Raw genomic sequence first — 24718 nt, forward strand, 5'->3', positions numbered from 1 at the left:
CTCTATTCAGGAGCTGTCTTATGTCCTATCTTTCGCAACCTCTCGATGCTCGCGTATTGCAGCAAGCGATCAACTGGGCGGAATCCGTGCCGGTTTGGCTGTGTACTGTGTTGCACACCTGGGGCTCATCGCCACGTTCGCCAGGCAGTTTATTGGTTGCTACTCAAGATGGACGCCAAGAGGGCTCATTATCTGGCGGCTGTGTTGAAGAACACTTTATCAAGCAGATTGCTGATAGCCGTTGGCAACAAGCGTCGCAAGTGGTGCGTTACGGGGATGGCGAACTCGCGCCGGAAGTGACTCTGCCCTGCGGCGGCATTTTAGAAATTTTGGTGGAATATCTGCCCGCTGGCGAGGCGACTATTGCCTATCTCAAACAGCAATTAAATGCGGTGCAAGGCTATCAAGCGATCCGCAAACAGCTCACCCTGCCCAACGCTTGCGAGCAGATTGTGGAAGATGACTTTGCCGGTACCACCGCGGCAATCACCTATCAAGCGCCCAATATTGATATTCGTATGGCGGCAGCACCCCGCTTGCTGGTCGCAGGTTACTCACCCGTTGCCCATTACTGCATGGAATTTGGTCATGCGCTCGGTTTTGAAGTGGTATTACTGGAGCCAAGAGAAAACGTGCGCGCCAATATCGAACAGCTGCCTGATGGCGTGCGTTTGCTGGAAATCTTTCCGGCCAAATATCTAGAGCAGCAAGGCTGCCACGCCAATACCGCCATTGTGTCGCTGACCCACGATCCACGCTTAGATGATCTGACCATGATGGAAGCGATCAATACCCCTGCGTTTTACATTGGCGCGATGGGCTCAAGCCGCAACAGCGCCAAACGCCGTGAACGTTTAGAACGGATTGGCGAGCTGACCGAAGCGCAGCTGTCACGGATTCATGCACCGATCGGCTTAGCGATTGGCAGTAAAACGCCTGCGGAAATTGGCTTGGCCATTATGGCGGATATCGTCCGCATCAAGAATTTGGGCCATTTAAGTGCCAAACCCGTGGTGCAAGGCACCTTAAATCAGCTGGCTCCGCTCAGTGAAGAAAATGGCGCCAGTTGCGCCATCTAATCTTTTGCTTAGATTAGCTAAAGCAGCGACTAATGGGCTGGCAGATCGGCATCTTTAATGACGCCAATGTGCCCTGACAGTCGCTGCAACTTACTGTTTTGGAGTAACGCGCGCGCGCCTTTATCGCCTTGCAACTGGCTTAGCACCGCATAGTAACCTTTACCAAATCCGACCGGATGGCCGGGCACCTCTTCAAACATCAGCCGCGCTTGGGCGTCATCACTGGTGAGTGCGGCCGCCACTTGCAGATAATCACTGCTGTGTAACCAGCCCATATCCGCTGGCGCAATCAACCAACCAGCCCACTCAGCACTATCGCGCACACCTGCGGCAATGGTTTCGCTCGAACCTTGGCTATCAATCAGTGTCACCTCGGCACCAAACTGCTCAGCTAAGGCAATCACCGCGGTTTCGCTGGGCCGGGTAACCAATCGCACCGGCAAACCCGACGCCACCGCTTGTGACAACGAAAACGCCAGCAGCGGCACTTGATCGCCATTAGCATTGGGGTACATGGCCAACAATTTATTGCCTTCGCCGCCCGCGGCAATAAAACGTTCCCCTTTGCCCGCCGCCAACAACAAAATGCCCACCTGTGATTGTGATGCCACCGCTTACCACCTTTTTTAACACTCAATTGCTGCAGGCAGCCTAACGCTAAATGGATGCCAGCTCTATTATTTTTCGTCAAAGGCAGTTATTCCCTATCAATTAATTAAAAATAATTTTGCGATCTGTGTAATAAAAACGACACTGTAAACGACAGATGTATGAACCCAGCAATTTGCTGTTCAGTAAATCACCGCGCCCACGACTGCCCACCAAGGCACGGGCCATGTCATTGACCCATGATTGAGGAAGGAACGATGAATCAAGTTAAAGCAACCACACTGGCGTTAGCCTTGAGCGGATTAGCAGCAGCGACAGTGGCAACCGAAGTAACTGCCAACCCATTTAGCATGACCCAACTGGCCAGCGGCTATCAGTTAACCCCAGATGGCCCGGATAAAGCCAAAGAAGGCAAATGCGGTGAAGGTAAGTGCGGCGCTGAGAAAAAGGCTGAGAAAGAGGGTAAATGTGGCGAAGGCAAGTGTGGTGCCGACAAAGCCGCGATGAAGATGGATAAAAAGGCCGCCAAGGAGATGAAACAGGGCGACAAAATGAAAGAAGGCAGCTGTGGTGCCGAGCACAAGATGCAGCATGAAGGCAAATGTGGCAATGAAAAAGCCATGGAGAAAAAAGCTGAGAAAAAACCAACGCCATTCTAATCGCGTTGGCTTAAGTGCTGAGGAACGGCAGTTTGGCGTTCCTCAGTGGCCATAACAGGAGGTGTTGATGAGCATGGTGCAAGGAGCCGGACTTGGCTTACGCCGTTCCATGATGGAACAAGTACTGCAAAGCAATGAACGACCAGATTTTTGGGAAATCGCCCCAGAAAACTGGCTCAAGCTCGGCGGTAAGTATGCCAAACAGCTGAACCAGATCGCCGCTGAGCAACCGCTGTTATGTCATGGCCTGTCACTGTCTATCGGCGGCCCCGAGCCGCTCGATATGACACTGCTGCAGCAGATCCGCACCTTTATGGCACAGCATGGCATTGAGCAATACTCTGAGCACCTCAGTTATTGCGATGCCGCCGGTCACCTGTACGATCTGCTGCCCATTCCGTTTACTGCAGGTGCAATTGACCATTTGGTCAGCCGTATTCATCAGGTGCAAGAGTTTTTGCAACAGCCATTGATCCTCGAAAACTCCAGCTATTACCTGATGCCCGGCGCCGAAATGAGCGAACTAGAGTTTATTATTGAGGTGCAACGCCGCTCTGGCTGCGAGCTGTTGTTAGACGTCAACAACGCCTACGTAAACGGCCATAACCACGGCTACGATGCGCGTGCGTTTATTGCAGCGCTGCCCAGCCAAGCGATTCGCTATCTGCATATTGCTGGGCATTTACAAGAAGATGATGGCTTAATTATCGATACCCATGGCGCCGAGGTGATCGACTCGGTCTGGCAGCTGCTGGCGCATACTTATCAAGTCCACGGCGTCAAACCAACGCTGCTCGAACGTGATTTTAATATTCCGCCTTACGCTGAATTACTGCAGGAATATCGATACCTAAAACAGCTGCAACAGCAAGCACAGGAGCTTGCCCATGCCAGCTAATCCGCAAGATTTTCGCGCCCAGCAATATCAACTGGCGGCACATCTGCGTGATAGTTCGCAACCGATTGATAGTCGACTCGATAAACGTCGAGTCGCGGTTTACCGCGAACTCACGCGCAATAATATTTACGGTTTTATCGACAGCACCTTTCCTTTGTGCCGCCAGATTTTGGCGGATGAGTGGCCACAACTGCAGGATGAATTTGTGCGCTGTCACCGCTGCACCAGCCCGCTGTTTTTGGATATTCCTGCGGCTTTTGTTGAATTTATGCAGCAGCATTATCCTGATGGCATTAGCAACAAGCCCTTCATCAATGAGTTGCTGCACTATGAATGGCTGGAGCTGGACATTGCCACCAAACCGGCAGCAAGCCTCGCGCCCTTGCCATTGACTGGCACCGCCGACATTGCCCATGCCACGCTGCAGTGCTTTGATGCGGCAATTGCCATCAGCTACCGCTATCCGGTGCAGCAAATCAGCGTTACTCAGCAACCGCAGCAATTGCCAGAGCAGCCAAGCCATCTGTTGCTGTATCGTGACGAAGACGATGAGGTCACCTTTATGGCAATCTCGGCACCCTTAGTGATCGCACTCAATCTGCTCAGCCAAAGCCGTGGGCTCACGCTGGAGCAGTGGCTCAACCAACTGGCCGAACTGTGCCCACAAATTCCCATTGAACTATTAACCCAAGGCTTAGTGGCGATTCTGCCCTCGCTGAGTGAGCGCGGCATTATCGGCCTCGCAGCTGGCGCTGCCCTAATCTAAGGAGCTCCCCAATGAACCTATTCAATTTCGCTGGTAAGTACTACCAGCGTGGGCTGACTGTTGCCCAAAAACTGGATTTTATCGCGCCGCTACTGCTGCGATTTTACCTTGCGCCGATCTTTATTTTGGCTGGTTGGCACAAGCTCAGCGACCTTGACAGCACCGCTTACTATTTTGGCGAATATCTGGCACTGCCCTTCCCCGAGCTACTGGCACTGCTCGCAGGTACGGCAGAGTTTTTCGGTGGCGTAGGATTGCTGCTAGGGCTGGGGGTGAGATTGTTTGCCCTTCCCCTGATGGTGACCATGCTGGTTGCGGCGTTCACCGCCCATTGGTGCAACGGCTGGCATGCTTTGCCGGAAACCCAGCTCACCATGCCGTGGGAATGGCGCACCGATTTGATAGCGGGAGCCAGCGAACGCAAGCAAGCAGCAATCGCATTGCTGCAACAGCACGGTCACTATGAATGGCTCACCGAAACCGGCAATTTCACCATTTTAAAAAACGGTATTGAGTTTGCCGCCAGCTATTTTGTGATGTTGCTGGCGCTGTTTTACCTCGGCGCTGGCCGCTATTGCAGTATTGATTACTGGCTCAAAAAACCTCTGCTGTAGCGCTTAGTCAGCTAGGCATGGAGATAGCCATTAGTAGAGTATTTATTCAGCAATGGCAGGAGTAACCTTATCACTGACGCCCTGTCGCAACAGTGAATGTTGCGAGTCAACAATAAGGAGATTCCTATGGCTAAGGTATTGATTATCGCTGGTGATTTTGTCGAGGACTATGAACTGATGGTGCCATTTCAAGCACTGCAAATGGTAGGGCATGAGGTCAGCGTAGTATGTCCAGACAAGTGCCAAGGCGACACCATCAAAACCGCGATTCATGACTTTGAAGGCGACCAAACCTACACCGAAAAGCCGGGGCATCTGTTCAGCCTCAACGCGGATTTCAGCCAAGTGTTAAGCAAAAACTTCGATGCGCTGTTAATCCCCGGTGGCCGCGCGCCTGAATATCTGCGGTTAAATAGCAAGGTGGTGAGCTTAGTCAAAGAGTTTGCCGAGCAGCAAAAGCCGATCGCAGCCATCTGCCACGGTGCCCAGCTGTTAGCTGCAGCCAACGTAATTCGCGGTCGCAGCATTTCCGCTTATCCTGCCTGCGCCCCAGAAGTCGCATTGGCTGGTGCCGATTATGCCGATATTAACGTTACCGATGCGATTACCGACGGCCAATTTGTCACCGCGCCCGCATGGCCTGCACATCCTGCATGGCTGGCACAGTTCAATCAGTTGTTAGCGTAACATTAGTGTGTGTTGAGTTTGGCCACGGCTTTGCTGTGGCCTTTTTGTTTCTAAGCAAATCATCCACTTATTTTGTGGCGTGGATGTTAGAGTAACCGCTGAAGTTACCGCTGCGATATCAAACCATTAGCGAAAGGAAGGCTAAGATGAACAAAGCGATATGTCTGTTATTTGCCTTATCACCGCTATCAGCACACGCCACGACGTGGAGTCCCACCGAAGTAACCGATCCCATTGTGGCCGGCGCCAAGTGTCAGGTACATGAACCGATCAGCTATGGCGGCTATATCTATAATTGGCCCTCAAAGTATGATCAGGTGTTTTGGCCGCTCACCGATGAAAATGGCATCTGGTTTTGTGAAAAATCGGGCTTTACCGCCTTTATCGGCGACTTTGATAAGTTAACCGCGGCAGAGCGGGACAGAATCGGGGCATTTCTTAACGATAATCCGCCAAAAGACAGCGCCATAGAGACGCGGCTGGCACTGCTCGAACACATTTATGCGCTGCGAGACACCTCAGCGTCGTTCAAAAATCGGCTGTTACGAGTGATTGCCCGCTGGCACCAGAACTTAGGCAATCTGGAACAAGCCAACCAATATCGGCAGCAGGCGTTAGCGCAAATCAAAACCGCATTGGCGGGACAACTGGACGCTTATCAACGACTGGAATACCTCTACCTTGCCGCCAATTACAGCAAGCAGTTTGGTGATGACGCCGCGGCAGATGCATATCTGAAGCAATTGCATGACGCCATCGCCAACGCGGACGATGAGCAGAGTAAAAACTTTGCGGCATATTTGAATGAACTTGCGCCTGAAAGCAAGTTAATTACCGCAGGCGGCGTATTAGACCCGTTAGCACCGAAATAGCGCTGACGACAGCAGCAGGTGAGCCGTTTACCGTGCTTACCTGCATGCGTTTGAAAACTGAAGCATTAACGATCGAAATGCTGTTCAACCTTAGGCGGACGCTCGACCACTTGCAGTTGATCCATCAAATTGGCGGTAAACAGGGCGATAACGCTGAGAATCGCCACCACAATGCAGCCTGGGCGCCAGTCCGGCAACCACCACGCGACGAGGGATGCAGCCAACGCCAGATAAAATCCCAGCAGTTTGATCCGCAGTAACCAAGCACTACGCCCTAGCCACGCGCCACAGGCTGGGCAACGGATCTGCGAAGTAAAGCCTTTGCCTCGCTGTTCAACAATTTTATCGATATGAATTCTCTTGTTGCAATGGCTACAGATCATGACGCTCAACTATCACACGCTAAAAGGGCGAGCATTCTAACAAACTGCTCGCCCCAAGGTATAGCGTTGGCTTAACAACGCCAGCGCGCCGCATCACACGCTGGAATATTGCCGACTGAACTTAATCGTTGTGTACCGGTTTACGCTTCGGAAACAGCTGCCGCACCAACACAAAAAACAGCGGCACTAAGAACACCGCCAACACGGTTGCGGTTAAGGTACCGCCGACAATCCCTGAACCAATCGATGTACGGCTATTTGCACCCGCGCCCGTAGACAGCGCTAATGGTAAGGTACCGAAGATAAACGCCAGCGAGGTCATCAGAATCGGCCGCAAACGTAAACGAGCACCTTCTAAAGCCGCATCCAACGCCGATTTACCGCGTTGATAAGCTTCTTCAGCAAATTCGACAATCAAAATCGCGTTCTTAGATGACAAACCAATGGTGGTCAGCAGTGCCACTTGGAAGTAAATATCGTTTTCCAAACCACGGACTGAGGCCGCCACCGCCGCGCCAATCACCCCCAGCGGGATCACCAGAATCACAGAAAACGGTACCGCCCAGCTTTCGTACAAGGCCGCCAAACAGAGGAATACCACCAGAATAGAGATGCTATATAACAATAAGGTTTGCCCTTGGGCTAACTGCTCTTGAAACGACAAACCACTCCACGCATAACTGGTTTTGCCGGCGGGGAGATTGTCAACGTGTCCAGCAATTTGCGCCATCGCCTCACCAGAACTGACGCCGTTTGGCGCCCCTTGCAACTGATAAGATGCCTGACCATTAAAACGGCTGAGCGACTGTGGCCCCGAGCTCCAACGAATATCGCTGAAGGCCGAAAATGGCGTCATGCTGGTGCTGCCATTGTCGTCACGGCCACGCACATACCACTGGCCTAAATCGCTCGGCGCTGCGCGATAAGGTGCATCACCTTGCACATAGACCCGTTTAACCCGACCATTATCAATAAAATCATTCACATAGGTGCCAGCCCAAGCTGTGCTCAGGGTGCTAGTGACATTCGACATGGTTAACCCAAGCGCCATGGCCTTCGCATCATCAATATCCACTTTCAGCTGTGGTGAGTCACTCAACTCGCCCTCACGCACGCCACTCAATAGTGAGTCTTGTCGTGCCGCTTGCAGCAACTCCTCTTTATAGCTTGCCAGCTCATCACGGGTGGTACCGGAATTGGCCAACAACTCGATAGTAAAGCCGCTGCTACGGCCTAACCCGCGAATCGGTGACGGCGACATGGCAAATACCCGCGCATCACGAATCGATGCCAGATGTTGACTGGCGCGACGGGTAATAGCTTCGGCGCTGTTTTCATGCCCCGGACGTAACGCCCAGTTTTTCAGCGACAAAAACGCCATTCCCGAGTTTTGGCCGTTACCCGCAAAACTAAAGCCAGAGATGGTAAAGATAGCATTAAGGTTGTCTTTCTCGTGGGTCAGAAAATATTGTTCAATCTGCTCTGCAACTGCACGGGTACGCTTAATGGAGGCTCCAGTTGGCAGGTTAAACTGCACCATGGCATTGCCCTGATCTTCGTTCGGCAAAAAGCCGGTAGGCAGGCGGTACATCAACACCCCCAATACCGCGACGATGGCAAAATAAAACACCATCCAACGTACCGGCGCATTTAATACCTTGGCCACCCGACCTTCATAACGGCGGGTCATGCTGTCAAAGTTACGGTTAAACCAACCAAACACACCTTTCACGCTGTGATTGGCATCGCTCGGTTTGAGCAAGCTGGCGCACAGTGTTGGGGTTAAGGTCAGCGCCACTACTACCGACAGCAGCATGGAAGAAACAATCGTGATCGAGAACTGGCGATAGATAACCCCGGTTGAGCCGCCAAAGAAGGCCATCGGCAAAAATACCGCCGACAACACTACCGCAATCCCTACCAAGGCAGAGCTGATCTCTTGCATCGATTTAATCGTGGCGGCTCGGGGCGATAATTTTTCTTCGCGCATCAAACGTTCAACGTTTTCCACCACCACAATGGCATCATCCACCAGCAAACCGATAGAAAGCACCATACCGAACATGGTCAAGGTATTGATAGAATAGCCAAATACCTGCAACACACCGAAGGTGCCCAGCAATACCACCGGCACGGCAATCGCGGGGATCAAGGTCGCGCGCCAGTTCTGCAGGAAGACGTACATCACCAACACCACCAGCAAAATCGCCTCAAACAGCGTTTTCACCACTTCTTCAATCGAGATGCGAATAAAGTCGGTACTGTCGCGCGGAAACGCAACTTTATAGCCATCTGGGAAGGAGCTCTTCATCCGCTCAATCGTGTCTTTCACTTGTCGCGCGGTCGTTAACGCGTTCGCGCCGGGCGCCAGCATCACCGCCATGCCAGAGCCTGGATGACCATTCAGCCGCGGTAATGAACGGTAGTTTTCGCTGCCAATTTCCACCCGCGCCACATCTTCCAGCTTAACGTCTGCGCCATCGCTATTATGTTTCACAATGATTTGGCGGAACTGCTCTGGGGTTTGCAGCATCGACTTAGCGGTGACCGTCGCATTCAGTTCTTGCTCATCAAGGGTCGGCATGCCACCAATATTACCTGCGGCTACCTGAGTGTTTTGCGCGCGAAGCGCACTGGTGATATCCGATGGAATGAGGTCATAAGCCGCCAACTTATTTGGGTCGAGCCAAATCCGCATCGCATGCTGACCACCAAATACCCGAATGTTCCCCACCCCTTCTATGCGGGCGATAGTGTCTTGCATGTTGGACACCAAAAAGTCCGACACATCGTTCGATGAGGCAGTATCGGTCTCATCATAAAGCGAAAACACTAGCAAAAAGTCACTTTGGGATTTAGTCACCGTCACCCCTTGCGACTGCACCACAGTCGGCAACCGTGAGGTGACTTGCTGTACCTTGTTTTGCACCTGCACTTGCGCCGTATCGGCATCAGTGCCTTGCTCAAAGGTTACGGTGATTGACGCGCTACCAGCCGATGAACTGGTGGAGGAAAAATACAGCAGGCCATCAATCCCGGTCAGTTGCTGCTCCAAAATTTGGGTGACACTGTTTTCCACCGTCTGCGCATCGGCACCGGTGTAAGTGGCAGAGATACTGATCGTCGGCGGTGCAACATCAGGGTATTGCGCAATTGGCAGCTTGACGATGGAGAACACCCCCGCCAGCATGATCACAATCGCGATTACCCACGCAAATACCGGACGGTCGATAAAAAACTTTGCCAACATGATTATTGGCCTCCCATCGCCGTTACTGTCTCACTGCCTGCCAGATGCGCCGTGACGACTTGGCCTGGGCGTACTTTCAAACTGCCTTCAATCACCACTTTGTCGCCCGCCTGCAAACCTGAGGTCACAATCCAATCCGACGCTACTGCGTTACCCAGTTTTACTGGCTGACGAACCACTTTATTGTCGCTATCCACTAACAAGGCAAATGCATGACCGTTGGCATCATGGGCAATCCCCTGCTGCGGCACTTTGATCCCATTAGGAATAATGGCTTGGGCAAAGCGGGCACGCACAAACATGCCCGGCAACAACAACTGCTGTGGATTGGCAAACTGTGCCCGTAAGGTGACAGAACCCGTGGCGCGATTTACCGCGACCTCACGCGCTAACAACTGCCCTTTAACGGCATATTCACTACCATCTTCCAGCGTTAAGCTCACCTGCATATCGCTTTGCTGCAGTTGGCCACTAGCGATCGCTTTCTTCATGGTCAGCAGATCTTTGCTGGATTCTGTTAGATCCACATAAATTGGATCTAGGCTATGAATGATGGTCAGTGCTGTGGTTTGGTTGCTGGTGACGAGTGCGCCCTCGGTGACGCTGGAAATACCGATGTAACCGCTAATTGGCGCCACCACTTGAGTACGTTTTAAGTTGATCGCCGCACTGTTCACAGCCGCTTGTGACGCTTCCACACTAGCTTGGGCTTGCAGATAAGCCGCATGTGCATCTTCTGCATCTTGGCGGCTCACATCATTGGCTTTCACCAATTTGCGATAACGTTGATCGCGCAGCTCGGCGGTGGTTAATGCCGCTTGTGCGGTCACCAAATTGGCTTTGGCTTGATCCAATGCGGCTTGGTAGCTTTCTGGATCAATGAGATAAAGCAGATCGCCCTTGTTCACCCAAGTGCCTTCTGTAAATTGTCGTTGCTGAATAATGCCACTGACTTGCGGCCGCACTTCCGCGGTTTGCGCTGCGTTTACCCTGCCTTGCAACGAGGCAATCATTGGCAAAGTCTCAGGATTCACGGTCACCACAGTGACATTAACTGCGGGAGCTTGAGCGGCTGTTTGCGGAGACTTAGTTTGGTCACATGCAGTGAGCAACAGCAGTGAAAGCAGCGACAGCGGAAATATTTTTGACATGTGGGGGAGCCTCAAGGGGGGCGAAAGTGTTAAAAATAAACAATTGTTAACTTATATAATTTGTTCCACTTTACCAAGCAACCTAAGGCAAACAAATGCAAAGATTGCAGAACAATTATTTCAAGATGTTTATTTGACACACATTTGTAACAACTCAAAAAAATGCCATCAGTCGCGGGCGTGCTAACTGATGGCATCAATAGGCTTTAACACCTTATTAATTAAACTTAAAAACCTTGAATATCGCCGTTTTCGTCAATATCCAACTTTAAATAACCGGGTTTAACGCCCAGCCCAGGCATGGTCATAATGTTGCCGGCAAAGGCGGTTACAAACCCTGCTCCAGCATTCAATTTCAGCCCGACTATCGGCAGCACAAAGTCGGTTGGCGCCCCTTTTAAACGCGGGTCATGACTTACCGACATTTGGGTTTTCGCCATACAGATCGGCAGATGATCAGCACCTAACGCCACAATTTGCGCCAACTGCTGCTCAGCTTGCGCCGACAGTTCGATAGCGCTGGCGCCATAACCGCGGGTTGCCAGTTGCTGTAAGCTGTTGAGCAAGCCCAGCTCCGTACTATACAAATGAGTAAAATTTGCAGGTTGTTGCAGGCAAGCCACCACGGCGGCGGCCAAGTCGGTCGCACCATCTGCACCGTGAGCAAAGGCAAGGCTTAACTCCACCGCATCAGCCCCCGCCGCCAAGGCCTGCTCAGTTAACCATTGCAGCTCTGACTCGGTATCATCTGGGAAGCGGTTGATGGCAACCACTACAGGCAGACCATATTTTTTAACGTTGGCGATATGCCAATTAAGGTTGCTCATGCCCTGCGCAAGTGCATCAATATTCGGATAGTGGATCTCGCTGGCAGCAACACCTGCATGGCTCTTCAACGCTTTGAGCGTGGCAACCAAAACAACGCAATCGGGATGAATGCCGGAAGCGCGAGCTTTGATATTGCAGAACTTTTCAAAGCCCATATCAGAGCCAAAGCCGCCTTCAGTAACGACGATGTCGTTCAGCCCCAGTGCAATTTCATCCGCAATCACCGATGAGTTACCGTGGGCGATATTGGCAAACGGGCCGGTATGGATCAAACAGGGTGCGCCATTGATGGTTTGCATTAAGGTGGGCTCAATGGCTTCACGCAAAATCGCCGCCATCGCGCCAGCAACCCCTAGTTGTTCAGCGGTGATTGGCACACCATTGACATCAAACGCCAACAGCAACTGACCTAAGCGGCGGCGCATGTCGGCCAAATCTTGACTGAGTGCAAGTACCGCCATCAATTCAGATGCAGCGGTGATATCAAACGAACTCTGACGCTCTGGGCCATTATTGCCCAAGCCGATGCGAATGCTACGCAGCGCCCGATCATTATGATCCATCACCCGATTCCACACGATATGTTGCGGGTCAATGTGAAGCGCAGCCAAACCGCTTTGACGGGTGAACTCTTCAGCGCCTAAACGCTGTTCGTGGTGTACGCGCGCATCAATGGCTGCCGCAGCCAAGTTGTGCGCCGCGCTCACCGCATGTATATCGCCAGTAAGGTGCAAATTGAGCTCTTCCATCGGCACAATTTGAGCATTGCCGCCGCCCGCTGCACCACCTTTGATCCCAAACACCGGCCCCATGCTCGGTTGCCGCAAACAAGCGCACACCCGCTTGCCTAATTGGTGCAACGCTTGGGTGAGGCCAATGCTGGTGACGGTTTTGCCCTCACCAAAAGGGGTGGGGGTAATTGCAGTCACCAGCACCATTTTACCGCGTGGCTGCTTAGCCACTCGGGCAAGTGCGGTTAAGTCGACTTTGGCGCGAGTCGTGCCATAGCAACGAAATTCATTGGGGTGAAGTCCCATTTGTGCCGCAATGTCGGCGATGGGAGTTATCTGAGTCTGACGCGAGATTTGAATATCTGACAACATGTAGGGTTCTGCTCTTACGGCGGATACGTCTTAAAAGCAGGCATGATAGGGGAAAAGCCTCGATTACTTAAGCGGCAAGTTTCCCCTTGAGGTAAAAGCACAACGCCGCTCAAAAAACTGAGCGAAGCGTTTTACTTTTGCCAATTAATCAAGGTACTCGATCGTACCAAACAGATGTGGCCGACGGCCTTTTTCGTCGCGCAGTTCAAACATAGTGCCGTTGCTGCTGGCTTGGGCAGCAAAACTGACGGTAGCAGGCATAAACAGTGGCAATTTAAAGGCGACATCCACCGCGAATGGATAGTGATGGATGTTCGGCAGTAGCTCAGCCACACAGCGGGCTTTCGACCACATGCCGTGCACCAAAATACGATCAAACCCAAAACGCTTCGATAAAATCGGGTGCAGATGAATTAAGTTATAGTCGCCTGACACTTTGGCGTACTTGCGGCCTAAATCATCTTCCAGATGCCAGAACACCGCGTCATCCCACGCCATATCGCTGGCTTTGGGTGGTCGGGCGCGCCCAGGCTTACCGGTGCGATACAAATAGGTCGACACCGAACGCCAGACGACTTCGTTGCCCACAAACACTTCAGCGAACACATCGAACTCTAAACCAGCATGAGTTTCGCGACTGTCTTTCAGCGAACACTCAAGGCTGACGGATTCGTCAACGGTTACTGGCCGCAAACACTCGATACGGTTAGCTAAATGGATCAGGCCGATTAAGGGAAATGTCACTGATTCATGGGTAAACAGCGTCGCATGCAAGCGAAACACTAACACGTGCAAATAGGTTGGCGGTAACACCTTGCCATCAAACTGAAAGCCGCATACGTCAGCATATTCGGCGATATTACCGCTATGAAGCGCCACATCAGCAGTGGTCACTTTTAACGAAGGCAGCGGCTGTTGGTCCCATCCCGGCTTGCGACCAAAGAAAATTTTGCGGTACAGCGAAAACAACGAGGGCATTGCCCGCAATTCCATACAGGATTCCATTTACCTTTCACCACTGAAAATAACAATCAAACTGCAGAATCAATAGCTTGCACCAGCTTACTGTGCGCTATTATCTCAATGAAATAATTAAGATTAGTGTGTTTGAGACTGAATTATGAGAAAATTCAGCAATGCTCCACACTAAGCCATTCCATCGTGCAGGACAAGAATTTCGATACACTGGTCGGCAAATTTGCCAACAACATATATGGTACACCCAAAGGTGAGATTCGCGCAGCGGTAATGTGGCGCGACTTGCAGGAAATGCTCGCAACCACCGGAAATCGCCGACTACGCATCCTTGATGCGGGCGGCGGTTTTGGCTATTTCAGCATGAAGTTAGCCCGCTTAGGTCACGAAGTGGTACTGTGCGATATCTCGCGCAATATGCTGCAAGAAGCGCAACGCTTGCTCGATGAAGAGCCAGAGCCGCTGAATGTTTCACTGATACATAGCCCGATTCAGGATCTGTCAGCGAACACTTTGGGGCAGTTTGACATGATCCTCTGCCATGCGGTGGTAGAATGGCTGGCTGATGCCAAAACTACGATGACCAATCTGTTGACACTACTTGCACCCAATGGTCTGTTTTCATTAATGTTTTACAACGTCGAGGCGATGCGATTTCACGCTTTGATCTCAGGTAATTTTGACTACGTCAATAACGGTTTGAAAGCGCGAAAAAAATCACGTTTAAGCCCAAATCATCCGTTGGCCATCGCTGAAGTGGAGTCTTGGTTCGCTGAATGGCAACTCGAAACGCTGGGGATCTCCGGCGTGCGGGTGATTCATGACTATATGAACCGTCGCTTACCGGTGGATTTCAGCGTCAAACAGTTGGTCGAGATGGAGCTGAGCTATTCGCGCCAACAACCTTATCTGTCGTTAGCGCGTTATGTACACCTCATGGGGCGTAAACCGAATAACTAACACTTGCGCAGCCACTTAGGGGCATTGCTGGGCGTTGCAATCCAAGGTGGTTGCGCCCGCTTGCTGCAGCAAAGCCAATACGCTGCGTTCGCCCACCAAATGCGCTGCACCAATTGCCACGAACAACGGCTGCTCTGCCGAATCAAGATATCTGGCAATGCCATCGGCCATGACGCGATTGCGCTGCCATAACACTTTGTCGATTACGTCAATGCCACCCGGCTGTTGCAAATCTTCTTCGCTGATCTGTTGCAAGGTTGCTGCATCGCCACTCTTCCATGCATTGACGAGCCGGTCGAGCTCGCTGTTCGGTGAAGACAAGGCATCGCGTACCATTGCCCATTGTGCATCAAGTTCGAGTGAGGCCAACATGGCGAACTGCTGTTCATAGCTTTCGAGCGCTAACAACGGCCGTTGCCCAAGTTGCTGCATCAGTTGGGTTTCGGTGCCGTAATTGGCGCTATAGCCCTGTTGTGTTAAGCGTAACAGGGTAAATTGCATCGCCTGCAGCCACGGCGATAACCCTTTAAACTGCTCGCAATAGGTTTTGTCGGCGCAGTAGCGATTCAGCACAGTTCGGGTTTCGGCATCTGGGGTTTGCGGCGTCATACCGTACTGACGCATCAGCCCAATACCGCTTGGGTCACGCACATCTACTTCTAATACTAATGCGCCGGCGCGCGCATAAGCCTCGCGGATCTGAGTCGGCAGCGGATAAAACTCAGCTTTGCCGACATGAAAACTGCCCAGCACCCAGGCAGTTTTACCTTGGTAACTGACATGATAAAACAGCGGCGTAATCGCGCCATTGGCGCAGACTGTGCCACTGAAAATGAGCATGCAGCTACAAATGAGTCGCTGCCATCGTCTTGTTGCTGCCATAGCGCTTCCTTATAATGCCCCCATTTACCGAAGAGGGAGGCCGTTATGCCATACGGCAATGTGATTCCACAACTTATGACCAATCTGCAAACGGCCTATCGCCAAGCGGTTGATGCTGATGCCAAATTGGATCAATTGCAGCAGGCTGGTCATGCTAAATTTTCTAAAATTTTTACGGTTGAACAGGGATTTAACACCCAAAGCACCCGTTTTTTGCCTTATGTTAAAGAGTTGGCCGAAGCGGTGGCAAAGCTCGAACAAGCAGAAGACCAAGCGCTGCTCGAGTCCATTGTTAAACGTCTCGGGCTGATCCTCATGACCTTAGCGCAGTTTAAAGAGCAAAGCCGCTAGTCAAACCTAGCTCACAGTTTCAACATCTTGTTTGCAGATGTCATCTGGTTGTCACCGAGGCTTTTTATGCTGCCTGAATTTCAGCAGCCATCGGTGACCGCCAACATGCATAGCTTTGCCGAAGCCCAAGTACTTGGCAGAATCTTGAGTACTGAAGCAATCAACGTGCACTTTCAGCCCATTGTTAACATTGCCGCTGGCCGCATTCATGGTTACGAAGCCCTAAGTCGTGGCCCAACTGACAGTATTTTGCACAAGCCCTATCACCTCTTTGGTGCAGCCGAACGGCAAGGGCGTTTGTCAGAGTTAGAAACCCTCTGTCGCAGTGCCTCGATTCAGCAATTCAAACAGCGGCAACTACCGGGCAAATTATTTATCAACATCAGCCCCAAAGCCCTGCTCGATCCCGACTATCCCAAAGGCCAAACCCTACGGCTGGCACAACAACTGGGCTATGCACCTGAGCAAATCGTGATTGAACTGTCAGAACAATACCCTGCAGAAGATATCGACCTACTCAAATCTTGCTTAGACCACTATCGCAGCCAAGGCTTTCAGGTGGCGCTTGATGACTTAGGCGCGGGTTATTCTGGATTACGGCTTTGGTCAGAACTTGCCCCTGATTATGTCAAAATCGACCGCCATTTTATTGATCGCATCGATCAGTTTCCGGTAAAGCAGGAGTTTGTTCGCTCGATTGTTGAACTCTGTCAAAGTCTCACCTGCAAAGTGATCGCCGAAGGGATTGAAACCGAAGCGGAGTTAATGATTTTACAGCGACTGGGGATCAGCTTGTGCCAAGGCTTTTTACTGGGCAAACCGAGCGCTCATCCGTTAACGAGCCTGCAATATCAAGTAAAGCATGCGCCCAAACTGCAGCAACCCCGTTTTAGTGAGTCAGCGGAATGTTTATGTGAGCTTAGCGACACCCTGCCACCAAACACGCGCTTGAAACAATTGAGCCAACATTTTATGCAGCGCCCTGCGTTACAAGCCGTGGCGGTGATCGACAACGATAACGCGCTTGGGTTGGTGTATCGTCAAAGTTTGCTAGAGCTGTTTTCTACACCCTATGGCCGTGCCTTGCATGAAAACCATCCACTCACCGAGATTATGGATGCAAACGTGTTGATGGTAGAAGCCTGCACGCCGTTATCACAAGTCAGCCACCAGTTAACCGCTGACGATAACCGCTTAATTGCGCAACAATTTATTATTTTGCGCCAAGGTAAGTTCTTAGGTATTGGCCATACCCGCGACTTGCTGCAGCGCATTACCGAGCAACGGATTCAAACCGCACGTCATGCCAACCCGTTAACTGAACTGCCCGGCAACGTGCCCATTCAGCAAGAGTTACAACGCTTAGCGCACAGCAATACACCGTTTTACTTGGCCTACTTTGATCTGAATAACTTTAAGCCTTATAACGATGTTTATGGTTTTGCCAAGGGCGATGATGTGATCCGCGAAACCGCCAATTTATTGCGCCAATCAGCAAGCCAGCCGTTTATCGGCCATGTGGGCGGCGATGATTTTGTGATGATTGCGACCGAGGCGGAGATGGTCAACCAGTGTCAGCAGGTCCTTAGCCAGTTTGAACAAGTCAAACCGCGCTTTTTTAGTGCAGAACACTGGCAACAACAGCATTTCAGCGCCAAAGATCGCCAAGGGCAGCAATGTGTTTATGGCTTAGTGAGTTTAAGCGTCGGCATATTGCCACCGGAACTCACCTTAGGTGCAACCGAAGCTCAGCTGTCGAGTTTGAGTGCGTTTGCGAAAAAGCAGGCAAAACTGTCACCGGACGGTTTTTGCCTGCTGCAACACACGCTAGAGAGTCGTCATATCGCTTAACTTAATGGAACGCAAGGTCGCGGCTTAAGCTTTGGGCACCACAGTTTTGCGTAACCATGCTTCTAGCATGGCTTTTTCATAGCGTAGCGAATCACTATCATTCATTGAGGTGTGGTCCATAAAGCCCATATCGCGCAGGTTTTCACTGCCGACCATGATCACTTGCTCACCCTCTAACACGCGGTAGCTAAAACTGATCCGTGGTGGATAGATTTGTTTCACGACGCGGATTTCATTGACTGTCGCAGCACCAAAGGTGGGCAAGACATCGCCGGCAAGATCTAAATCGGTCACGACCAGCTCCAGTTTCTCACCACTCTTTAATAACTTACTGGCATTTTTATCCAGTGATTTGGTGAGCGCCTCAAACACTCGCTGGCGATATACAGCACGGTTTTCGGTCGCGGAACGGACATCGCGATATTTTTCTGGTGCCTGCCATTCAATTTTAACAACACCGGCTTCGGTAATGTTGTTTGCTGCGGCCTCATCTGCCGTTGCAGTGGTTGTCAATCCTGCGAAAAACAGCCCGGCGATTAATAATCCGACTTTCATGTGTGCCTCCTCAATTCACTCGGACGTCCCATTTGGTCATCCCGTTACTGGCTAATTGTTCAGCTTAAACTAACGCTAAGTTATATCCACTAAGTTGGATGTTAGCCAGCGGCTTCAGTTCCCGCAATCGCCGAAACATTGCTATTCTCGCAAGATTGACCGGACCTTTCGGACAGCAGTTATTTGACGCTAACGCCGTAATTGACGGCATTAGCGCTGAAAACAATCGCACGGTTAGCAACAATTCCGCTTTTTTATTAATCAACTCTCAGTTATGCGATTTTGTCCTGACAATTTACTCTAGATCTCGCAATGTGCCTCTTTTAACCACACGCATCTTGTGGCAAGTTAACAGCGCTATAACAATAATGATTTGTCATACCAAGAGAACATAAATATGAATAAAGCTGAACTTATCGCCAGCATTGCTGATAAGGCAGACCTGACTAAAGCCCAAGCAACCTCTGCGCTGAAGTCAATTGAATCTGCTGTTACCGAAGCACTAAAGGAAGGCAAAAAAGTCTCGATCGTAGGTTTTGGTTCATTTGAAACCTCTACTCGCGCCGCTCGCGTAGGTAGAAATCCATCTACTGGTGCAGAAATCGAAATTCCTGCGGCTGTCATTCCAAAATTCAAAGCTGGTAAAGCATTGAAAGATAGCGTGAATTAATCAGCGTATGATCTTTGTCACAAAACGCCTCTTTATGGGGCGTTTTTCATTTTCCACCAGCGCATGTATTGCACCATCTTTGAACCTATCGCACAAATATAGTGCAATCGGGTATCAAAATATTAGATTACAAATTCTTAACCTTTTGTAAAATATAACTTTTCACTTTTGGCACATTCTTCGCTCTATAAACATGCAATCAATCAACACAAGACTAAGCTGCAACGTCTGAACCTACAGATGAGTGGCAATACAATAGGGAACTAGGGGGAATTGAGAATGAAACAGAAACTGCTATCGTTGAGCGTACTTGCAGGTTTAATGTTGGTCGCGCCTATGAGCCAAGCAGAAGTTACCGGTAACATCGGTGCTACTTCTAACTATTTGTGGCGTGGCGTGAGCCAAACTGGTGATGCTGCTGCCGTACAAGGTGGTATCGATTACGCGCACGAATCAGGCTTCTATATCGGCACTTGGGGTTCAACTGTAGATTTCGGTGATGACACCAGCTACGAAATGGACTTCTACGGTGGCTATGCAAACTCTATCGGTGACATCGGTTATGACGTTGGTTACCTGTACTACGGTTATCCAGACGCTGAAGGTGATATCGATTTCGGCGAACTGTATCTGACCCTGTCTTACGAGTGGTTAGAAGTTGGTGTGGCTAAATTCGTAAACGCTGGTGACGATGTGGCAGCTGACGGTTTAGATGAAAAAGACTACACCTATCTGCACGCTGCTGCGACTTTCCCTGTCACTGACACCGTAAGCCTTGGCTTGTACTATGCGTATTCAACCGGTGATGTGATTGAAAGCTGGTATGGCGAAGACAACTACTCTGAATACGCAGTTTCTGTCACCAAAACCACCGCTATTGGTGACGTAACATTCCAACTGGCAAACACTGATCTGCCAGGTGATGACGTGAAATTTGTAATGAGCTATAGCTACGGTTTCGACTTCTAAGCTAAGCCTAGAAAACCTATAAAATAATAACGATATCAATAATAATATTGGGTTTAACGGCAGCACGGATAGCTTACTTGTAACCCATTATCGCTCAATCAATGTGCGCTTAAATCGCCCGTTATCTTTTTGATAACGGGCTTTGTTATTTAGGCTTTCGGCAAAATGAATTGGCGCTCGAATTCCGCCGCTGGTAGCGGCTTACAGAAATAATATCCCTGCAAAATATCGCAGCCGTGGGCACGGCAAAACTCGGCATGCTGAGCGGTTTCCACCCCTTCCGCGACCGCAATCACATTTAACCCCTTGGCAAAATTAAGCAAGGCGCTTAACAACCGCCGACTGCGCTCACATTGCTCAAGGGGTAGCACAAAGCTCTTATCCATTTTCAACACTTGGATCGGAAAATCTTTGATGTGCTCCAACGACGAAAACCCAGTACCAAAATCATCTAATGCCAAGGTGACGCCCAGTTTGCGCACCGCCTCTAATGTCTCAGCTAAGGCCAGAGAATCCTCAATCAAAGCATTTTCGGTCAGTTCAAGTTCTAAATATTGTGCGGGCATCGCCGAACGAGCCAGCGCCGCGGTCACTTGCGGCAGTAACAGCTGTTTTAAGTTTTGTGAGGGAGACAGATTCACCGCCACCGAAATCGGTTCCTGTGTATCCGGCAGCATATTCAGCCAACGTTGGTTTTGGATGCAGGCTTCAGTCAGTACCCACGCGGCCAACTCATCCATCATGCCGCGTTCTTCTGCCACCGGTAAAAAGGCGTCTGGCGCTAACATACCCATGTCAGGATGTTGCCAACGCAATAAGGCCTCGGTTCCGACTAACTCGCCGGTCGTTGCAGAGAATTTTCCCTGATAAAACAAGCGTAATTGTTGCTTTTCAATCGCCTGATTCAGGCCTTGGGCGATTTTAATACGTTGATTAACCGCGATATTCAATGTCTCTGAGTACACTTGATAGCGGTTACGGCCATCGTGCTTGGCTTTGTACATGGCAATATCGGCACATCGCAGCAATTCAGAGCCACTCTTTGCCAGTGCACCATAATAGGCGATGCCAGCACTGGCACTGATGCTAAGCATTTTGCCTTGTACTTCATAACTGGGTTGTAAAACCTCAAGACAGCGCGTTACCCATTGCTCAGCCTCTGCCACCGCTTCATCGCCGCAAAGCACAGCTACAAATTCATCGCCACCAATACGAGCGATCATGCCTTTAGAGGGCACTAACCTTAATAATCGCTCTGCCACCAACTCTAATAGCCGATCACCCGCTTGATGTCCTAAGGCATCATTAACCAGCTTGAAGTCATCCAAATCCAATAAGATCAGTGCGAGTTTGCCATGCTGACAACGCGCTTTGGCTAACTCACGGTAAAGAAAGGTTTCAAAGCCATAACGGTTAGCAAGCTGAGTCAGCGAGTCATGTTCAGCCAATGATTTCAATTGCTGATGGCTACGCCGCAACTCTTGCATGATGGCCGCCCGTTGATGGGCTTGGCGAATTGCACGGGTTAAACGGCGGCTGTTTACTTCATCTTTTAACAAGAAATCCTGAGCACCAAGCTCAATACAGCGCTCGGCGAGCGTTTCATCTTCGTAACGGGAAATGATCACCACCGCGGTATCATCGCCCACGGCATGGCTCAGGCGAGCAAGCACTTCAATCCCGTCAGCATCAGGCAAACGGTAGTCGAGTAAAATGCCATCAAACGTTTGTTCAGCAACGAGTGCCAAACCTTGCTCTGCGGTGGTAGCTTCAGAAATTTTTACGCGAAGAGAAGAATCCGCCAATGCCCGCTGAATAGCTGTTCTATCGATTTCATCATCATCGATCAGCAGTAGATCCATCTACAATTCCTCTACTGGTTAGGAAGTTCCACAATACGCCAATAGTGCTCGAGCATATCGAACAGATTTAAAAAACCATTCTGCAGATTGTTTTTGACCACGTATCCCGCAACATGCTGCCGATAAGCCTGCAACTTATCTTCGTCCGCATTCGAGGTGGTCAACACAAATACCACCGCCAATGATATTATGGGGTCATGTCGAATCTGCTCTAAAAATTCTAGCCCATTCATCCTCGGCATGTTCAAATCCAACAAAATAAGATAGGGTGCCTCCACTTGCTGCGCCCGTAACATCTCTAACGCTTCGACGCCATCGCGCGCGCGAACAATGGGATTCAATAAGCGCAACTGCTGCATACACCGTTGCACCGCCATAAAGTCGATATCATCATCTTCAACAATGAACAGGGTGACTTGCTTATAAGCTTGTTGTTCCATCAACATCTCTTCCTATTTTTTCGGGCCAAGTAAAATAAAAACAACAACCGCGACCTTCTGACTCAATCCAAATCATGCCACCAAAACTTTCTACGCTTTTTCGCACTAGCGACAACCCCATGCCGCTACCTTCTACTTCATCGCGCGGTTTAAGCGTTTGGAAAATTTCAAACACTTTTTGGTGAAACCGCTCAGGAATCCCCGGGCCATCATCCTTAACGTAAAATTGCCAATATCCCTGCAGCAACAGGGCACCAACGTGAATGGTTCCGGCGGGCATATCATGATGCTTGATGGCGTTGTTAATTAGGTTACGAAATATCAGATCTAGCGGGACTTTTGCGGTAGTAAACTGCGGCATCTCAGTATCAAACACTAATTGAAAGTCAGCTTTAGTGTTCACCAAAGAAAACACATCGCTCACCAGCTGTACGGTGTTGACCGGCACCAACTCAGCGTCAATACGCCCAATACGAGAAAACGCCAGTAAGCCATCCAACAAGCTGACCATACGCTGTACCCGATTTTGGATCAGCCCGAGATACTTCTTCACCGTCTCACTGGTGTTGTCAGCAAGATCCTCTGCCAACCAATCAGATAACTGCTCAATGCCGCGCAGCGGCGACTTAAGATCATGTGAGGCGATATAGGCAAAGCTATCAAGCTCACTGTTGATCCGTTCCAATTCCGAGGTATAACGTGAACGCTCGCGCTCAGCACGTTTACGCTCTGATACATCATTAATCGTGGCTAATACCGCTTGGCCATCACTGAACATAATCGGGGTCAAACCGACCTCGACATCCACCAAGCTACCATCACTGCAAACACCTTTCAGATCGGGACGTTGCGACATCATTTTGGCGTCAGGACTTTTAAAATAATGCGCAATATGTTGTCCATGTTGCTGATGCAGATGTTGCGGCAACAGCATAGACACACTTTGGCCAAGCATTTCATCACGTGAATATTTAAATAGCTGTTCGGCGCGGGCATTAACTAAGATCATGATCCCTTTATTGTTAATCATCACCAACGCCGAAGGTGATGCTTCTATCACCAAGCGAAAGCGCGCTTCATTGGCAAGCATCTGCTTGGCAAAGCGCTGCTCGTGATGGCGCGCCAGCGCATTGCGATACAGAAAATAAAACAAAATCACCAGAAAAAAAGCACCAAATACAGGGACTAAAAGCCGCTGCCAAGTCTCAGCATTACTGACAAATTTCGCATTAGTGCTGAGCGATAACGACCAAACATGGCCCATTAAATTGAGCGGAATAACGGTGCGATAGCGGCTGTTTTCGGCAACACCATTGCTGTACATCAGCTGTGCCGGAGTCGTCTCTTCACCATCAAAAATAGACAGTTCAAGATTGGCATATTGATCGCGAAGAACATTTTCTATCAGGTTATTCATGCGAAACGCCGCATACACTACGCCTCGAGGCTTGCTCAGCGGTTGCCCTGAATCATCCGCTTGGTAAAGCGGCAAATACATTAAAAAGCCGGCCTGAACATCACGGGCGGTTTCTTGTACTAAGGTGATTTTTCCTGAAATCGCGGCTTGCTGCGTGGCAAAGGCGCGGTCAATTGCTTTACGCCGAACCGGTTCTGAGTACATATCAAAGCCAAACGCGCGTTGGTTCCGCCAATCAAACGGTTCTAAATAGATAATGGAATGATAAATATCACGCTGAGGTTCAAGTGGATGCACATGGTAATCTGGGAAGCCTTCGGCGTGAATTTGCGCTTCATGCGCGGGTAGCTCGTCCGCATTGAGAATAACACTGTATCCCATCCCTTGAATGCCTGGGTAGTACTGCTCTAAACGGGCGTTACTCACATAGTCGTGCCATTCTTGCCGTGACACAAACTCAGACGACATAAACAAACCAATCCCACCACGTAGCATCAACTCATAGGTTCGCATCCGCTCGACGATAGCATCTCGTAATTGCAGGCTTTGAAATTGAAAGCGTTCTCGACCACGTGAATCGATATAGTTATTCGCCGTATACCAACCCAGCATGGTGAAGAAAATAGCCAAAACCATGATAAGCCACACCATGGAAGGCAGCTTAAACCCTGCCGTTACTTCACCATTAATGCGAGTTTCATTGGTCAATTCCCTTCCCATGAATGACGTCCATATTGCTAGCTTTTTAGTACTGCTAAGTGTGGTAGGTGGCTGTAAATTTGCAAGTTATCTCATATCTCTCAATTTCAGCCTTGAGCAAAAAAAATTTCGCCAAAAATTGCGTCAAGGATCGCATTCTTTTGTTGCAGCAGTTACTAAATTAGCAG

At 50.1% G+C, this 24718-nt stretch carries 23 protein-coding genes; 12 read left to right on the forward strand and 11 right to left on the reverse strand.

The genetic code is table 11. The features are described 5' to 3' along the window. Positions 1-20: 20 nt before the first annotated feature. Positions 21-1079, forward strand: coding sequence for an XdhC family protein (locus tag JYB87_RS16555; protein WP_207354547.1), 1059 nt, complete (start codon positions 21-23; stop codon positions 1077-1079). Between the two features lie 29 nt (positions 1080-1108). Here JYB87_RS16555 and JYB87_RS16560 read toward each other — a convergent pair whose 3' ends face one another. Next, positions 1109-1690: a nucleotidyltransferase family protein gene (locus JYB87_RS16560; protein WP_207354548.1), complete on the reverse strand. Its 582-nt coding sequence runs from the start codon at positions 1688-1690 to the stop codon at positions 1109-1111. Positions 1691-1945: 255 nt separating this feature from the next. Here JYB87_RS16560 and JYB87_RS16565 point away from each other — a divergent pair, with 255 nt between their 5' ends. From JYB87_RS16565 to JYB87_RS16590, 6 genes are all read left to right on the forward strand, one after another. Then, a complete protein-coding gene (locus JYB87_RS16565) occupies positions 1946-2347 on the forward strand; it encodes an HvfA family oxazolone/thioamide-modified RiPP metallophore (RefSeq protein ID WP_207354549.1) in 402 nt (133 codons plus the stop codon). Positions 2348-2414: 67 nt separating this feature from the next. Next, entirely contained in the window at positions 2415-3245 is an 831-nt protein-coding gene (locus tag JYB87_RS16570; RefSeq protein ID WP_207354550.1) for an HvfB family MNIO-type RiPP peptide maturase, read from the forward strand. Next, positions 3235-4011 carry an HvfC family RiPP maturation protein gene (locus tag JYB87_RS16575; RefSeq protein ID WP_207354551.1) on the forward strand — a complete coding sequence of 259 codons (777 nt, stop codon included), beginning with the start codon at positions 3235-3237 and terminating at the stop codon, positions 4009-4011. The genes JYB87_RS16570 and JYB87_RS16575 overlap by 11 nt, the downstream gene beginning before the upstream one ends. Before the next feature lie 11 nt (positions 4012-4022). Beyond that, positions 4023-4625 (forward strand): HvfX family Cu-binding RiPP maturation protein, encoded by a 603-nt coding sequence (locus tag JYB87_RS16580; RefSeq protein ID WP_207354552.1) that lies wholly within the window; start codon positions 4023-4025, stop codon positions 4623-4625. 126 nt (positions 4626-4751) lie between these two features. After that, the gene (locus tag JYB87_RS16585) at positions 4752-5312 is read left to right on the forward strand and encodes a DJ-1/PfpI family protein (protein WP_207354553.1); all 561 of its coding nucleotides are present in this window, start codon (positions 4752-4754) and stop codon (positions 5310-5312) included. A gap of 146 nt (positions 5313-5458) precedes the next feature. After that, positions 5459-6184 (forward strand): hypothetical protein, encoded by a 726-nt coding sequence (locus tag JYB87_RS16590; RefSeq protein ID WP_207354554.1) that lies wholly within the window; start codon positions 5459-5461, stop codon positions 6182-6184. A gap of 65 nt (positions 6185-6249) precedes the next feature. Here JYB87_RS16590 and JYB87_RS16595 read toward each other — a convergent pair whose 3' ends face one another. The 5 genes from JYB87_RS16595 to JYB87_RS16615 all read right to left on the reverse strand — a co-directional run bounded on the left by JYB87_RS16595 (position 6250) and on the right by JYB87_RS16615 (position 13877). Further along, on the reverse strand, positions 6250-6567 hold the full coding sequence (locus JYB87_RS16595; protein ID WP_207354555.1) for a hypothetical protein: 318 nt from the start codon (positions 6565-6567) through the stop codon (positions 6250-6252). A 121-nt stretch (positions 6568-6688) separates the two neighbouring features. Next, the gene (locus JYB87_RS16600; RefSeq protein ID WP_324032300.1) at positions 6689-9817 is read right to left on the reverse strand and encodes an efflux RND transporter permease subunit; all 3129 of its coding nucleotides are present in this window, start codon (positions 9815-9817) and stop codon (positions 6689-6691) included. Positions 9818-9819: 2 nt separating this feature from the next. Beyond that, complete coding sequence (locus JYB87_RS16605) at positions 9820-10968, reverse strand: efflux RND transporter periplasmic adaptor subunit (protein ID WP_207354556.1); 1149 nt, start codon at positions 10966-10968, stop codon at positions 9820-9822. A gap of 227 nt (positions 10969-11195) precedes the next feature. Next, a complete protein-coding gene (locus JYB87_RS16610; protein WP_207354557.1) occupies positions 11196-12899 on the reverse strand; it encodes a formate--tetrahydrofolate ligase in 1704 nt (567 codons plus the stop codon). Positions 12900-13043: 144 nt separating this feature from the next. Beyond that, positions 13044-13877, reverse strand: a complete 834-nt coding sequence (locus JYB87_RS16615) for a MaoC/PaaZ C-terminal domain-containing protein (protein ID WP_207356746.1) — start codon at positions 13875-13877, stop codon at positions 13044-13046. A gap of 183 nt (positions 13878-14060) precedes the next feature. Here JYB87_RS16615 and JYB87_RS16620 point away from each other — a divergent pair, with 183 nt between their 5' ends. After that, on the forward strand, positions 14061-14834 hold the full coding sequence (locus tag JYB87_RS16620; RefSeq protein WP_207356747.1) for a methyltransferase: 774 nt from the start codon (positions 14061-14063) through the stop codon (positions 14832-14834). Positions 14835-14849: 15 nt separating this feature from the next. Here JYB87_RS16620 and JYB87_RS16625 read toward each other — a convergent pair whose 3' ends face one another. Beyond that, positions 14850-15716: a TraB/GumN family protein gene (locus JYB87_RS16625; protein ID WP_207354558.1), complete on the reverse strand. Its 867-nt coding sequence runs from the start codon at positions 15714-15716 to the stop codon at positions 14850-14852. Between the two features lie 45 nt (positions 15717-15761). On the opposite strand from JYB87_RS16625, the gene JYB87_RS16630 reads away from it, so the two are divergent. Both JYB87_RS16630 and JYB87_RS16635 read left to right on the forward strand, forming a co-directional pair. Then, a complete protein-coding gene (locus JYB87_RS16630; protein ID WP_207354559.1) occupies positions 15762-16067 on the forward strand; it encodes a prephenate dehydrogenase in 306 nt (101 codons plus the stop codon). Positions 16068-16172: 105 nt separating this feature from the next. After that, positions 16173-17918, forward strand: a complete 1746-nt coding sequence (locus tag JYB87_RS16635) for a GGDEF domain-containing protein (protein ID WP_207356748.1) — start codon at positions 16173-16175, stop codon at positions 17916-17918. A gap of 24 nt (positions 17919-17942) precedes the next feature. Here JYB87_RS16635 and JYB87_RS16640 read toward each other — a convergent pair whose 3' ends face one another. Further along, complete coding sequence (locus JYB87_RS16640; RefSeq protein ID WP_207354560.1) at positions 17943-18473, reverse strand: DUF3016 domain-containing protein; 531 nt, start codon at positions 18471-18473, stop codon at positions 17943-17945. 397 nt (positions 18474-18870) lie between these two features. Between JYB87_RS16640 and JYB87_RS16645 the strand changes: the two genes are divergently transcribed. Beyond that, positions 18871-19143, forward strand: coding sequence for an HU family DNA-binding protein (locus JYB87_RS16645; RefSeq protein WP_207354561.1), 273 nt, complete (start codon positions 18871-18873; stop codon positions 19141-19143). 279 nt (positions 19144-19422) lie between these two features. Next, the gene (locus JYB87_RS16650; RefSeq protein WP_207354562.1) at positions 19423-20112 is read left to right on the forward strand and encodes a TorF family putative porin; all 690 of its coding nucleotides are present in this window, start codon (positions 19423-19425) and stop codon (positions 20110-20112) included. A gap of 149 nt (positions 20113-20261) precedes the next feature. Here JYB87_RS16650 and JYB87_RS16655 read toward each other — a convergent pair whose 3' ends face one another. From JYB87_RS16655 to JYB87_RS16665, 3 genes are read right to left on the reverse strand one after another with little or no spacing between them, the layout of a single operon-like run. Then, positions 20262-21974, reverse strand: a complete 1713-nt coding sequence (locus tag JYB87_RS16655; protein ID WP_207354563.1) for a putative bifunctional diguanylate cyclase/phosphodiesterase — start codon at positions 21972-21974, stop codon at positions 20262-20264. 11 nt (positions 21975-21985) lie between these two features. Next, positions 21986-22414, reverse strand: coding sequence for a response regulator (locus tag JYB87_RS16660; RefSeq protein ID WP_207354564.1), 429 nt, complete (start codon positions 22412-22414; stop codon positions 21986-21988). Beyond that, positions 22395-24551, reverse strand: coding sequence for a sensor histidine kinase (locus tag JYB87_RS16665; protein WP_228729895.1), 2157 nt, complete (start codon positions 24549-24551; stop codon positions 22395-22397). Before JYB87_RS16665 ends, JYB87_RS16660 begins: the two co-directional genes overlap by 20 nt. Positions 24552-24718: the final 167 nt, after the last annotated feature.

The organism is Shewanella avicenniae (assembly GCF_017354945.1).
In the GTDB taxonomy this organism is placed as follows: Bacteria; Pseudomonadota; Gammaproteobacteria; order Enterobacterales; family Shewanellaceae; genus Shewanella; species Shewanella avicenniae.

Bases quoted from the DNA above. Each gene is read 5' to 3' on its own strand.
- JYB87_RS16555 (WP_207354547.1), top strand. From the start codon at position 21: ATGTCCTATCTTTCGCAACCTCTCGATGCTCGCGTATTGCAGCAAGCG.
- JYB87_RS16565 (WP_207354549.1), top strand. From the start codon at position 1,946: ATGAATCAAGTTAAAGCAACCACACTGGCGTTAGCCTTGAGCGGATTA.
- JYB87_RS16570 (WP_207354550.1), top strand. From the start codon at position 2,415: ATGAGCATGGTGCAAGGAGCCGGACTTGGCTTACGCCGTTCCATGATG.
- JYB87_RS16575 (WP_207354551.1), top strand. From the start codon at position 3,235: ATGCCAGCTAATCCGCAAGATTTTCGCGCCCAGCAATATCAACTGGCG.
- JYB87_RS16580 (WP_207354552.1), top strand. From the start codon at position 4,023: ATGAACCTATTCAATTTCGCTGGTAAGTACTACCAGCGTGGGCTGACT.
- JYB87_RS16585 (WP_207354553.1), top strand. From the start codon at position 4,752: ATGGCTAAGGTATTGATTATCGCTGGTGATTTTGTCGAGGACTATGAA.
- JYB87_RS16590 (WP_207354554.1), top strand. From the start codon at position 5,459: ATGAACAAAGCGATATGTCTGTTATTTGCCTTATCACCGCTATCAGCA.
- JYB87_RS16595 (WP_207354555.1), bottom strand. From the start codon at position 6,567: ATGATCTGTAGCCATTGCAACAAGAGAATTCATATCGATAAAATTGTT.
- JYB87_RS16600 (WP_324032300.1), bottom strand. From the start codon at position 9,817: ATGTTGGCAAAGTTTTTTATCGACCGTCCGGTATTTGCGTGGGTAATC.
- JYB87_RS16605 (WP_207354556.1), bottom strand. From the start codon at position 10,968: ATGTCAAAAATATTTCCGCTGTCGCTGCTTTCACTGCTGTTGCTCACT.
- JYB87_RS16610 (WP_207354557.1), bottom strand. From the start codon at position 12,899: ATGTTGTCAGATATTCAAATCTCGCGTCAGACTCAGATAACTCCCATC.
- JYB87_RS16615 (WP_207356746.1), bottom strand. From the start codon at position 13,877: ATGCCCTCGTTGTTTTCGCTGTACCGCAAAATTTTCTTTGGTCGCAAG.
- JYB87_RS16625 (WP_207354558.1), bottom strand. From the start codon at position 15,716: ATGGCAGCAACAAGACGATGGCAGCGACTCATTTGTAGCTGCATGCTC.
- JYB87_RS16630 (WP_207354559.1), top strand. From the start codon at position 15,762: ATGCCATACGGCAATGTGATTCCACAACTTATGACCAATCTGCAAACG.
- JYB87_RS16635 (WP_207356748.1), top strand. From the start codon at position 16,173: ATGCATAGCTTTGCCGAAGCCCAAGTACTTGGCAGAATCTTGAGTACT.
- JYB87_RS16640 (WP_207354560.1), bottom strand. From the start codon at position 18,473: ATGAAAGTCGGATTATTAATCGCCGGGCTGTTTTTCGCAGGATTGACA.
- JYB87_RS16645 (WP_207354561.1), top strand. From the start codon at position 18,871: ATGAATAAAGCTGAACTTATCGCCAGCATTGCTGATAAGGCAGACCTG.
- JYB87_RS16650 (WP_207354562.1), top strand. From the start codon at position 19,423: ATGAAACAGAAACTGCTATCGTTGAGCGTACTTGCAGGTTTAATGTTG.
- JYB87_RS16655 (WP_207354563.1), bottom strand. From the start codon at position 21,974: ATGGATCTACTGCTGATCGATGATGATGAAATCGATAGAACAGCTATT.
- JYB87_RS16660 (WP_207354564.1), bottom strand. From the start codon at position 22,414: ATGGAACAACAAGCTTATAAGCAAGTCACCCTGTTCATTGTTGAAGAT.
- JYB87_RS16665 (WP_228729895.1), bottom strand. From the start codon at position 24,551: ATGGGAAGGGAATTGACCAATGAAACTCGCATTAATGGTGAAGTAACG.